The organism is Nonomuraea sp. NPDC005650 (assembly GCF_040605375.1).
Lineage (GTDB): Bacteria > Actinomycetota > Actinomycetes > Streptosporangiales > Streptosporangiaceae > Nonomuraea.
Genome location: NZ_JBEXCR010000006.1, coordinates 216164 through 228246, shown reverse-complemented (window position 1 = coordinate 228246; position 12083 = coordinate 216164). Strand labels below are relative to the sequence as shown.

At 66.6% G+C, this 12083-nt stretch carries 7 protein-coding genes and 2 pseudogenes; 5 read left to right on the top strand and 4 right to left on the bottom strand.

Annotated features, from left to right (window positions below):
• Nucleotides 1-309: 309 nt before the first annotated feature.
• Nucleotides 310-738 (bottom strand): annotated as a pseudogene (locus tag ABZS69_RS12625) (ATP-binding protein); the annotation flags it as partial.
• A 1197-nt stretch (nucleotides 739-1935) separates the two neighbouring features.
• The gene (locus tag ABZS69_RS12620; RefSeq protein ID WP_355370255.1) at nucleotides 1936-2748 is read right to left on the bottom strand and encodes an SAM-dependent methyltransferase; all 813 of its coding nucleotides are present in this window, start codon (nucleotides 2746-2748) and stop codon (nucleotides 1936-1938) included.
• Nucleotides 2749-3080: 332 nt separating this feature from the next.
• Between ABZS69_RS12620 and ABZS69_RS12615 the strand changes: the two genes are divergently transcribed.
• From ABZS69_RS12615 to ABZS69_RS12605, 3 genes and pseudogenes are all read left to right on the top strand, one after another.
• Nucleotides 3081-3665, top strand: coding sequence for a hypothetical protein (locus ABZS69_RS12615; protein ID WP_355370252.1), 585 nt, complete (start codon nucleotides 3081-3083; stop codon nucleotides 3663-3665).
• A gap of 71 nt (nucleotides 3666-3736) precedes the next feature.
• Nucleotides 3737-3970, top strand: a pseudogene (locus ABZS69_RS12610) (integrase core domain-containing protein); the annotation flags it as partial.
• Between the two features lie 329 nt (nucleotides 3971-4299).
• Nucleotides 4300-5289: an AraC family transcriptional regulator gene (locus tag ABZS69_RS12605; RefSeq protein WP_355370249.1), complete on the top strand. Its 990-nt coding sequence runs from the start codon at nucleotides 4300-4302 to the stop codon at nucleotides 5287-5289.
• 98 nt (nucleotides 5290-5387) lie between these two features.
• Here the strand turns inward: ABZS69_RS12605 and ABZS69_RS12600 are convergent, their stop codons facing one another.
• Entirely contained in the window at nucleotides 5388-7328 is a 1941-nt protein-coding gene (locus ABZS69_RS12600; protein WP_355370247.1) for a TOMM precursor leader peptide-binding protein, read from the bottom strand.
• A 126-nt stretch (nucleotides 7329-7454) separates the two neighbouring features.
• Nucleotides 7455-7655 (bottom strand): lantibiotic protein, encoded by a 201-nt coding sequence (locus ABZS69_RS12595; RefSeq protein ID WP_355370244.1) that lies wholly within the window; start codon nucleotides 7653-7655, stop codon nucleotides 7455-7457.
• Nucleotides 7656-7830: 175 nt separating this feature from the next.
• Here ABZS69_RS12595 and ABZS69_RS12590 point away from each other — a divergent pair, with 175 nt between their 5' ends.
• A complete protein-coding gene (locus ABZS69_RS12590; protein WP_355370241.1) occupies nucleotides 7831-10113 on the top strand; it encodes a TOMM precursor leader peptide-binding protein in 2283 nt (760 codons plus the stop codon).
• Complete coding sequence (locus ABZS69_RS12585; RefSeq protein ID WP_355370238.1) at nucleotides 10110-12053, top strand: TOMM precursor leader peptide-binding protein; 1944 nt, start codon at nucleotides 10110-10112, stop codon at nucleotides 12051-12053. The genes ABZS69_RS12590 and ABZS69_RS12585 overlap by 4 nt, the downstream gene beginning before the upstream one ends.
• Nucleotides 12054-12083 lie beyond the last annotated feature (30 nt).

Here is a 12083-nt window from a genome sequence, read left to right as displayed (position 1 = left end):
GTTCCACAACCGCCCACCACGAGGCAGCAACTCCGGCGGGGCCGCATCCGCCCGCGACGCGCCCACGAGCTCGACCATGGCCAGCGGCACACCCACAGCCACCCGCTCCAGCGCCGCATAAAAATCCTCCGACGCCCCGGGCACCAGATCGGCCAGCAACGCACGCCCGGCCCCACGGTCCAGCTCGCCGAGCGTGAGGACCGGCAGGCCCTCCGGGGTCCCAGGACCGTCCCTGGTGGTGAGCACCATCGCCACCCGCCGCCCGGACAACCGCCGGGCCACGAAGTGGAGAACCTGCCTGCTGGCCGAGTCGAGCAGGTGCGCATCATCGACGCACACCAGGACCGGCCGGTCAAAGGAGTCCAGCAGCCCCAGCACCGCCACCGGAAGCGCCAGACCACCCGGCTGAGCCGTACCGGACCCTGGGTCAAGGACGTGGCCAAGCGCGGCTGCCAGAGGAACCGGGTGAGCGACCGAGTGCAGCAGGGGGTGCAACCCGGCATAGGACAGGTGACTCTCGTCGCTCGCCCCGCACCCGCGCAAGACCACGAACCCATCCGCCAGCCAGACCGCCCGATCCAGCAGGGCGGTACGGCCGCGGCCTGGGGAGCCACGCAGGACCAGCGCCCCACCGCGCCCCTTTCGCGCACCCTCGACCAGCAGTCGCAGGGCCTCCTCTTCCCGCTCCCGGCCATGCAGCCGGGGTAGCGCCCCCGCGGCAGAAGATAAGGCAGACACGCGTTCAGTGTTACGACGGGATGTCAGTCTGAACAGGCCCGATCGGAAACCGGTGATTTCGCCCGCTCGGCGAAGATTCGCGCTGGCGGCTCGTAGCCCGCCCCACGCATCAGTGCCGCCGAAGGGCACGCGGCGATCACGTGGCCGACCACACTCGGCTCAGTGACAGCCACGTTGGCGCCGAGACTGGCCAGACTGCCGACGATCAGCAGGGTCCAGGCGAGGTCTCCCCCTCGGGAGCCGTACCGGTTGGCCGGCAGGATCGTCGTGGTGGCGGGCGTGGGTTCGGTTCTTGGAGCTTGAGGTCGTCCGGGGCCGGGCACGGCGGGTTTTCGGCGCACCGGGGCCCCCAAAATCGTCACCATCGATGTCGCTACACCAGAACCAGATCGTCACCCAGCATGTCGTTCAACAGTCATCTCCTCGTTCTGCCGGGCCTTGTGCTCCCGCAGGACTTCGCCATCGTCGACCTTCGCCCACGTGAGCCCCGCGAGCTCCCCGGCGAAATCTTCGAGATCGAGTTCCCGCTCCGACAGCCACGCGGTCAGCTCTGGCGCGACACTGCCGTCCGCGCTGCCGTCCGCGCTGCCGTCCGCGCTGCCGTCCGCGCTGCCGTCCGCGACCTCCCGTACGCCTTACGGGCCTCGGCGCCGCTTTCCCCGGCGCGGCCTGGGTAGCGAATCCTCGTCGCTTGTGCTGGCGCCGCTTTCCGTCGTCAACGGGCGGCACGGTCTATGACCAAGCCCTGCGCACCGCAGACATCCCGTATCTGCCCGGACCACAACGTTCGCGACATCGAGCAACGACGTCACGCCCGGATACCCTCGAAAGCGCGCTCAATCTACGAACCAGCCAAAAGCGCACTTACCCGACCTCCCATGATCAAGGTCCCTCTTGTGTCCACATCGCCGGTTTGAGTGATTCCGGTACATTCACGTCTCGTGTCTTGATGAGGCATGCGATACGGCGATGGTGACGGGGTCGGGCTGCGGGCCTGCGCCTGCCGGGAACAGGTACGACTACAAGCCGCGGCGATGTTCGCCGAGGGATCGAGCCCTGGCAGGTCGCGGCCTCGCTGGAGGTGTCGACCAAGCCCGCGTACACGTGGCGACGGAACTGGGCTGCGGGCGGTGAGGCTGCCCTCTCCGACCCTCACATGCGCCGGCGGTCAGCGCACAACACTCCCGCCTACGGCCCCTATGGCTTCCGTGCGACCCCGCACCACTGGTCGACCTCGATCGGCAGGCTGCCGTCGTACTCCGGCTCGGGGTGCCACCGTGAGCACGAGACCCAGCCTGGTTCCACCACCTCAAGGCCGTCGAAGAACTCGGCGATCCGCTCCGGGGTCCGCAGCTTGAGTTTCGGCTGAGCGTCGAGATTCCATACGCGGACCGCTTCGGCGGTGGCCTCGCCGTTGACCGCTGTGGTGGTGTTGGCCACTGCCACGTAGCTTCCGGACGGCACGGCAGTCAGTAGCCGATCGATGATGCGCTGCAGTTTGTCGTCGTCGCTGATGAAATGCATGACGCCCAGCAGCATGATCGCCACCGGCTGGGAGAAGTCCAGCGTCTTGGCCGCCTCCCGCAGGATGAGGTCGGGGTCATGCAAGTCGGCGTCGATATAGTCGGTGGCGCCTTCCGCGGAGCTGGTCAGGAGGGCTCGTGCGTGCACCAGTACCAGCGGGTCGTTGTCGACGTACACGATCCGCGACTCGGGGGCCACCCGCTGCGCGACCTCGTGGGTGTTGTCCTGGGTCGGTAGCCCTGTGCCGATGTCAAGAAACTGCCGGATCCCCGCCTCGGCCACCAGGTACTGCACAGCCCGCCCCAGGAACAGCCGGTCGGCCCGCGCCAGCTCGATCACCACGGGAAAGATCTGCCGAACCCGGTCCCCGACCTCCCGATCCGCCGGAAAATGATCTTTGCCGCCCAGCCAGTAATTCCAGATCCGTGCCGTGTGCGGCACGTGCGACCGGAGTTTGTCCTCGACGACGGGTTCGTCGGCCATCATCAGCCTTTCCAGAAATAGTGGCGAAGCTACTAGATCATCGGATTCTAAGCGTATCGGCCGCGGAAACGTCGGCCAGTGGGACGCCGCGGACCGTCGCCTGTGATTCTTGGATCGCGGGGTCGAGGAACGACGGGACAGCCGTTGGCGGTACGGGCTGTTCGAGCAGGTCAGGGCGGTTGCACTGCCAACGGTGTCGAGTCAGCTTTGGCTTGAACATGGCGGGATGGCCCCGGCACTGCAACGCGATCTCGAGTGTTTTCCGCAGATCGCGGTGACCATCTGTGCCGTGAGGCAGCTCGCCGTCAATGGCTGTCCCGTCGTTCCTCGACCCCGTGGACGCCGTCGGCGCCCGCGACCTGCCTGACCCAACTCTGCCGCCGCCGTCGGCGTACGGGAAGAGCGTGACGCTCTGGGATGGCGTGGATGATCCCGACCTCACCTGCACGATCTCGCTGGATCGCAAGCGCATGCCCTCTGCCGTGCCCGTGCTCGCACGTACGCTCACGGGCCGGGTCACCGTGCGTGAAGAGGTGGCTGTCCTGCCGGAGGAGAAGACAGCCGAGAAGACGCGCCGCCTGCTGGTCACACCGGAAGACGAGCTGAAGAGCTACGACGGGAGAACCTTCGTCGTACCCTGCGACAAGCAGGACGACGACCAGGACGTCAGAGTCCCGTACACGATCGAGCCCTTTATCCGCGGCCGCTGGACCGGAGAGCTGGCCAGCCTCGCCGTGCGTCGCTCCGACCTGCCACTCAGCCCGACATCCCGCGACTCTGTCGCGCATGTCGAGGTGGTCGTGCGGCGTGGAACCACGGTCGCCCACCTGACGTGGCAGGGCCCTGCGGGCAAGGATCTGGCGGCGGCGGTGCGCAAGGGTCGCGAGACCGTCGCTCGCACCCTCGACCTCTTGTCCTGACCCTGTGAGGGTGGAATCCGCGAGTTAGGCTTCCGCGCCGGCTCACCGCCGCCCCGCGCGACAAGGACACCGGCCTGCTGCCCTCAATGGGCAGCGTCGGGGACTGCTTCGACAACGCCATGATGGAGTCGTTCTGGTCTCGCATGCAGGTCGAGCTCCTCGACCGTCACCGCTGGAACACCCGGATCGAACTCGCCAACGCGATCTTCGAGTATCTGGAGATCTGGCACAATCGGCAACGACGGCACAGCAGCCTGGGCATGCTCACCCCCATACAGTTCGAGAACGCGTCCACCGTGGCATGACAATCCAGAAACGCGACTCCATCGAACCCAGGGCACACCAGAGCCTCCATCAGACCCGGAGCGGGTTCAGTTTCCCATGCCCGCGGACAGGGGTATCGATCTCGTAATTGTTCAGGGTCTTCTGTGTGTCCTCGTGTCCGTCCGTTGAGGGCCCTGGGGGACCGGGGGAGAGCGCTGGTCGCTCCACCAGCGAGCTCATCGCGCGGGCCCGGGCGGAGGGCCGGCGACGGCTCATCTCTGCACCTCTCATTTGCGAGGGTGGTGCGGGATTCTTGCAATTTTCACGAAATGTCTGGGCCTGGCGTTCACTGCCATGAACAATTCTGTTGATGAAAGGTCAGGATGATCGGTGCCATGACGTTCCAAGGTCATTTACGGGCGATTTTCAAAAGGTACGTGACTTCCTGTCCCGCAGCTCATGGCCGCATGCCGTCGAGGCCATCAAAGAACATCCGGCAGGGGGCTGCTACAAGGAGCTGTACGAGGGCAACATCGGCATGCGCATCCTGTCGTACGGAGCCGAGATCCGCGTCGCCGTCCCGGAGGCCCCGGATCTCTACAGTATTTACTTTCCGCTGAGAGGCGTGGGGGAGGTGCAGGTCGAAGGCAAGCACGTCGATGCGCCGTCGGTCATCGTGGGCCCCCAGGTGCGGTCCGACATGTGGTGGAGCGTCGACCACGAGTTACTGATCATCCAAGTCCCCTCGGTGCTGGTCGAGCGGACACTCGCCGGCTATCTGGGCGATCCTCCGAAACAGGCCCCTCGTTTCCGCCCGGATATTACTTGTGACAGTGCTTTCAGCGGGGTCCTCACCATGGTGTCGCTGTTGAGCGCATACGACAGGCCACCGTTCATGGCTTCGCCCTTGGCCGGGCATCACTTCGAGCAATTTCTGCTGCATACCCTGCTGGATTCGCAGCCGCACAATTACTCACCCGTTCTTGGCGAGCCTGACGCCGCGTCCAGTCCGGCCGCATTGCGGCGAGCGCAGATCTACTGTGAGGAACACGCGGAGGAACGCGTCTCCCTCCGGGACATCGCCGCAGCGGCCAGGGTCAGCGTCCGCACCCTGCAACACGACTTTCGCAATCACCTGCAAACTACGCCGCTCGCCTACCTGCGCCAGGTACGACTGGCGCGTGTCCACGCCGACCTGGTACGCATCGCCCAGACCGGCGCTCGGACCACTGTCACGGAGGTGGCCATGCGTTGGGGTTTCACGCATCTGGGCCGCTTCGCCTCCCTCTACCGGGAGACATATGGCCGATCGCCCTCCAGCACCCTGTACGGGTCGCCGCGCGATCAGGGCTGTGGATGACAACATGATCAGCTCGACCGCCGACGGAAACCCGTCCCTGGCCGCGGACGGAGAAACCGCCGAGCGAAGATCGCCAGGCGGCGCGAAAGCGGCTGCGACTAGGCGAACGGGTGTGGCACCTGGTGCAATTCCGAATCATCCAGGTCGGTGGCCCGCCACCCGGCGCGTCGGAATGCGTTACGGGTCCGGGGCAGGTGCAGGGCGCGCTGCCGCGACCAGCCGAAGTCGATGGGCACCAATCCCGGCACGATCACGCGCACGGTCCGCAGGCCCAGCAGCTCCTGTTCCGGTGCCGTCTGGTCGACGACGAGTACGTCCAGACCGGCATCGACCAACAGGTCACGGCAGTACGACAAGTCCGTCAGCAGGTCCGTGCTCCTGGGCCGGGTCTGCTCCCACTCCCGGTACAACTCGGTCATGGGGGTCAGCCGTCTGTCGGACAACAGGAAGTCGGCATGGTGCGTCATTCTCGGCGACGAGAACAGCGCCGGATGGTCGGTCAGGGTGCGGACCTTGCTGAAGTCCTCGATCATCGCCTGGATCTCATCGGCGCGGCTGGTGAACTGATCAGGCATGGTCGGTGCGAAGGAAGCAACCTCGGACAGCGCGGACGCGACAGCCTCCGCCGGATCCAGGGCCGCGCCGGACGCGAAGGTCAGCGTACCGGCACCGCCGTCCCGACGGACCGCCACCGCGAGCACAGCGGGCACCGGCAGGTCGATTCGCATGTCGAACAGGCGCACGTCGTAGCCGCAGAGCCGCAGCCGGTCGATCGCGAAGCGGGATTCTCTCCGGCACGTGGCCGGATCGATTTCGGGCAGTGATGCTTTGCCGTACCACGCGAGCACGAAAGAATCGCGCTCGATCAGCTCAAGCATCCCATGCAGAATCGCCTCCTCGACGCTTGCGCCGCTCGCGCAGCCGCTGGAGCACTCCATCACGAAGTTGTGGGTGTTCTCCACCCCGCCGTAATAGGCGCTACGCTGCGGCACCCGCACTGTCCGCCGGTCACGTAGCGAGTAGCCCCAGACCCATGGAATCGGCTGAGCTGGGTCGAACCTCGAATACGCACCCGATTCGTAGACCTTGTCCGCGTAGACTCCGCACTCCCGGGGGTCGAGCGCCTCCGCGGAGAATTCGTCAAAAGTGCCTACCGTGACCGTGGACCAACGCCGTTGCTCGAGCCCGGCATAACGTTCAAGCGCTTCGAACAGCCCGCTGATCTTGCTGGTTTCGAATGAATCGGTCTGTCCGGTCCATTGGATCTCCTGCAGACTTTTACTGTTGCGAAATTGGAACATGCCGAAACTCGGCGCCGTCGTCGGAGACAGCTCGTCGCGGAACGCGTGATGGCCGATCGCGCCGCAGATCGGATTGGTCAGTGCCGAGACCGGCAGGTCGTAGTCCCGCAGGTGATGCTCCCGGTAGCGATCCGGAGCCGGTTTCGATCTCGAACGCAGGTTGAGGACGGCGCGAGCCGCGGTGTCCGGTTCCCGCGGCAGGCATACGGGACATGCGGCGTCCATCAGCAGGTCGAACCGAGACACCCGCAGGGTCCGCAGGTTCAGCTCGTAGACGGGGGCGATCCCCGGGCGTCGGCTTTCCACGGCTTGTGTCTGCAGCAGGCTCCACAGTTGCCAGATCGATTCAAGCGCGAATGGCGTCAGGTATGGCGAGGAAGCCGTCGACCGCGGCTGCCGCCCATTCTCGATCGCATCACGTTCCGGTGCGGCACGAAGGCGCTGCCACCGGAGGGCCAGACATCGCCCGCACGGGGCTGAGCGGCCACGTTCGGCGACCACCGGTCCGAGGATGGCCGACCCTGTAGTGAAATGGATCGGAACGAGGCCGTGCCCCTTTTCCGGTAGATGCGGGCGTGTCGCGTCGCGCAGACCGAGCACCGCCACGTCGGGCAGCGCTCCATTTCCAAGCCGCGAATCCAGGTAGCGAAGGAGTTTGGCCGGCGCCGATTCGCGGCTCTCATTGTCATGCTCCGCCACCGATGCCACACACTTCGCCTTTCGTGCGAGAAAAAGCATACGCCGCCATGATCGAGCAGAGCCGGCTACCTGCGGAGTTCGCAGGGAGCCGGCGGGGAGTCACCGGGCCGGGACGAGGCCGGTGACGTTGCGCTGATTCCGGGTCGAAATCGGCTCTGCTAGAGGTCACTCATCCAGGCAGGCGCAGCTTCCGCTGCTGCAGCTCGTGCTCGTGGTGCTGGTGGACCCGCAACAGCTCGTGGCGGCTGCGACAGGGGCCAGGTGAATGTCGACGTCGGTGTAGTCGGAAACCTCGAAAGTCTCCGACCCCAGCTGTTCCAGCTCCTGGAACAAGTCCGACAGCGGCTTCTCGGCGATGGTCTGCATTGCGGGCTTCCTTTCATTCGCGCGGTTGGGCCGATCGGGCAGAGTATTGCAGCCGTTGCTTTCACGCCGCTGTCACCCGCGGAAACGCCGGAAAGGGATGTGAAAGGACCCGCGGCCATACTTCCGAGGTGGGACGTACGGCGCCCGTCAGAGAAGTGGGGAAGTGATCTCGACAATGACTGCCACCGAGCTTGAGCCGGGAGGGGGACAGGCGAAGCCCGCGGCGGACGATGATTTTGCCGTCCGGCCCAGGCTGGGCCATGACGTGCTGTTCTACGACGTCGGCGACAAAGTCGTGGTGCGCAATCCGGAGAAGGTTTACGTCGTCAAAGGCCGGTGGGCGTACCGTTTCATCTGCTCGCTCGCGCCGTATTTGACGGGTGAATACACGGTCGGCGATCTGTGCGCGGAGCTTGCGCCTGAACGGCAGGAAATGGTCGTCTCGCTCGTGCGTTCGCTGATCGAGCGTGGTTTCGCGCGAAACGTACGTCCGGCCGGCGACGTCGATATGGACCCCGCCGTCGAGGAGGTGTTCGCCTCGCAGTTGAACTATGTGGAGCACTTCGTCGACGAGGCCAAGGCGCGGTTTCTGCGCTTCCGCACGGCCAAGGTGCTGATGCTCGGCACCGGTCGCGTGAACCGGGCGGTGGCCGAGAGTCTGCTGCGCAACGGACTCGGTTCACTGAGCCTGGTCGCGTCCTCGCCGGACGGCGTGGCCGAGGACAGCGCCGAGGACACCGCCGCGGCCATGGCGGGACTGGCCGAGTGCGTGGCGGACTTGACCGAGGCCGGATGTCCCCCGCAGGTTCAGCCGCTGAACCTCACCGTGGACGACGCCCTCGCGTCGCACGCGCTGATCGGATACGACTTCGTGGTCGCCTCCGGCGACGACATCGGTATGGCCGCGCTGCGGCGACTGGTCGACGCCGGCGTGAACGGCGGTCCGGTGGTGCTGCCCGCCACCACGATCGGTTCGAGGGTGGTCATCGGTCCGGTCACCCGCCCGGCGACCGCGGGATGCTGGATGTGCTCCATGCTCCGCTACGGGGCCAACGCCGAGCCGCGCGACGCGGCCGCCCTGTGGCGCGGCATCGCGTGCGGAGATCTCGGCCCAGGCGTTCCACGGCTCAATCCGCAACTCGCGGCGATGGTGGGCAACATGCTCGCCTTCGACCTGTTCCGGCTGGTCACCGGCTGCTTCGCCCCGGAGACGGACCATGGCGTCCTGATCCAGCACATCGCAACGCTGGAGGCCAGGCGCGAGCGGCTGTGGCCGCACCCGCTCTGCCCCTCCTGCGCGGAGCATCAGGACCTCGACGCGGCCATGCCCGTCACGCCGGCCGTCGTCCATGAGAAGCCGCCGCGGCCGTTCAGCGCTGATCGAGATGACAAGGAGCGGCTCAGAACCCTGCTGAAAGAGGCCGATGAGCTGGCCGGCCCCTACACAGGGGTGCTGTCGTCGTTCGACGACGCGACACTGGACCAGTCGCCGCTCAAGGTGAGCAGGGTCCGCCTCGGCGCCCAGGCCGGTCCCGATCTGCGCACTCGGCTGATCACGGCGTTCGATCTGCACTACGTTCCCGTGGCGCGCCGCAGCGCGCTGCGCGCCGCGCTGCTCGCCTACGTCGGCCAGGTGGCGAACGTCCGGCACGCGGTGACCGGTTCGACGGAGCTGCGGCACACGCTGGCCCCGACCGACCTGTCCACCTCCACAGGGCTCGCGGTCGACGGACGCGAGAGGCTCTCCTGGCTTCCCGCGACGTCCCTGGCGAGCGGGGAGCAGCGGCTGGTGCCCGCGGCGGCGGTCCACCCGTTCTCGGCGCTCAACGCCGACTTGTTGTTCGAACGGAGCGGGGCGGGCGACGGAGCCGGAGCGACCATCGGTGAGGCCGTCCGGACGGGCCTGTTGTCGGCGATCGCGTTCGAGGCCCTGCGCGAGGCCGTCTCGGGACGGGGTGAACCCCGTCCGATTCTCTGCGAGGATCCTGAAACCGGTTCTGAGCTGGAGTTCCTGCTGAGGACCTTCGACAACCTGGACGTCCGGCCGGAGGTGCTTGAGATCTCCCGCCGGCGCGATGCCGGCATCGTCCTGGCTCGAACCCCGGACTCGGCGGACGGGCCGCTGTGGACCGTACAAGCCGGGTTGTCCCGGGAGGCCGCGCTCGTCGGGGCCCTGAGAGATCTCGCCGGGCTGGTCCAGCTGCGTCACCTGGCGAAGATGGAGGAAGTCGACCTCGGTGATCCGCTGTTGCCCGGATTCGACGCCCGGGCCGTGCACGCGTCCGGAGATCCGCTGCCGGCCTCGACGGACTACTCACCCAGCGACGTCGCCGGCCTCGTCGGCGAACTCGCCGACGAGGGCCGCGACGTGCTCGTCGTCGACACCACGACCCCGGAGCTCAGGGCTCAGTCGGCCGTGGTGACCTGCCGGGTCCTCCTGGCGCGATGCAAGAAATGATTGAACGGGTCCCACCGGTGCTCGCGGACGGTCAACGACTGGTCGCCGACTACCTTCACGACCGATTGACCCGGACCGCCGGGCGACTCGACCGTCCCGTGACGCTTCGAGTGGCGCTCCTCGACGCACCGGACCTGCTGCGGGAGCCCGACATATCGGATACGGACACAACAGGCCTGCTGCCCGTCCATCTGTACGGCAGCGCCGTGCTGATCGGCCCGTTCGACAGCGAACGGCCCTGTTTCCACTGCCTGGCAAGACGGTGGCAACAGGTGCGGACCGGTGCCGAACGTGACGCGCTGGAAAGCGGACGATCGGTCGTCGCGCACCATGCGTCCCCGTTCCTCGCCCGGTTCGGGTTGGAGGCGATCTGGCAGACCGTCCGGCAGATCGTCAATGTGTCACCGGAGCAAAGGCCCGCCGACCGGCATGGCCATCCGTTCGTGCACGAGCTACGGCTGAAAGACCTGACGGTGCGCCGTCATCCGGTCGTCGCGGACGCGCAATGCCCTCGATGCGGCGTTCCGGCTGAAGACAGCGCCGACGCCGCTCGCATCGTTCTGCGCAGCCGGCCGAAACGATCGATCAACGACTTCCGGATCAACTCGGCCGCCGACTACGACCTGGAACCGGACGCGTACGCGAACCCCGTCTGCGGGATGGCCGGCACCGGCGCGGACCCGGGCATGACGAGCACGACGACGGCGAGCGTGACCGGCCGCATCGGCATTCGAGGCGGTGACTACGTCCATGAAACGTTCTGGGCCGGTCACTCCGACAGCTACGCCCGCAGCACGGTCCTGGGAATAATCGAAGCCCACGAGCGGATCGCCGGCACACAGCCCCGGCGATTTCCGAAGCCGGTGGTCGACACATACCGGAACCTGCGGGGCTCGGCGCTGGATCCCGCCGAGTGCGGGCTCTACTCCGAAGAGTTCTACGCCGGCACCCGGCATTATGTGCCCTACCACCCCGATCTGGCGATTCCCTGGGTGTGGGGCTTCTCGCTGCGCGATGAGCGTCCCCTTCTGGTCCCCGCGGCGATCACCTATTACCACCTGATCGATCAGGCCGGCAGATTCGTCCAGGAATGCTCGAACGGGTGCGCGTCCGGCGGCTGCCTTGAAGAGGCGATCCTCCACGCCATCCTCGAACTGATCGAGCGTGACGCGTTCCTGATCGCCTGGTACACCAAGCTGCGGCTGCGCGAGATCGACCCGTACAGCTGCACGACGGTCCGCAGCCGGCTGATGATGGACCGAATCTCGATGTACGGGTACGACATCCGGCTGTTCGACGCCCGAATCGAATTTCCGATGCCGGTCGTGGTCGTCGTTGCCCAGCGCAGAGACGGCGGCATGGGCAGGCTGCTGTTCGGGGCCGGGGCCAGTCTCGATCCCGAGGAGGCGATCGCCTCCGGCCTGTACGAGGTCGCGTCCGGGGTTCCGGAGTTCGCCGGCTACACGAAGCTGCGCGCCGAAGAGCTCACCGCGAAAGCGGCGGACTTCGACAAGGTTCTTTCGCTGTCCGATCATGCCCCGCTCTACGGGTTGCCCGAGATGGCCCGGCACGCTGCGCATCTCCTCGGCGACAACGGCCGGCCGGCCGATCTGCCCTCGGTGGAGGCGGTGTTCCGGGACTGGGGGCACGACCGGCCGCGCACCCTGGACCTGCTGGATGACCTCAGGTTCTGCGTTCAGTCCGTGGTCAAGGCCGGCTTCGACGTGATCGTGGTGGACCAGACCTCACCGGAGCAGGCGGATATCCCCCTTCACACGGCGAGTGTGGTGATCCCCGGCATATTGCCGATCGACTTCGGATGGGGCCGCCAGCGTGCCCTGCACATGAGGCGGACCCGCACTGTCCTGCGCCGGGTCGGACTCCGCGACAGCGATCTCGAAGCCTCGGAGCTCAACCGGGCTCCGCATCCATTCCCATGAACCGGCTCGCCGGCGCGGACTTCAGGAGTC

What these genes read in the sequence shown, in the direction of transcription:
- ABZS69_RS12620 (WP_355370255.1), bottom strand. Translation starts at nt 2,748, where the DNA reads ATGATGGCCGACGAACCCGTCGTCGAGGACAAACTCCGGTCGCACGTG.
- ABZS69_RS12605 (WP_355370249.1), top strand. Translation starts at nt 4,300, where the DNA reads ATGAAAGGTCAGGATGATCGGTGCCATGACGTTCCAAGGTCATTTACG.
- ABZS69_RS12600 (WP_355370247.1), bottom strand. Translation starts at nt 7,328, where the DNA reads ATGCTTTTTCTCGCACGAAAGGCGAAGTGTGTGGCATCGGTGGCGGAG.
- ABZS69_RS12595 (WP_355370244.1), bottom strand. Translation starts at nt 7,655, where the DNA reads ATGCAGACCATCGCCGAGAAGCCGCTGTCGGACTTGTTCCAGGAGCTG.
- ABZS69_RS12590 (WP_355370241.1), top strand. Translation starts at nt 7,831, where the DNA reads ATGACTGCCACCGAGCTTGAGCCGGGAGGGGGACAGGCGAAGCCCGCG.
- ABZS69_RS12585 (WP_355370238.1), top strand. Translation starts at nt 10,110, where the DNA reads ATGATTGAACGGGTCCCACCGGTGCTCGCGGACGGTCAACGACTGGTC.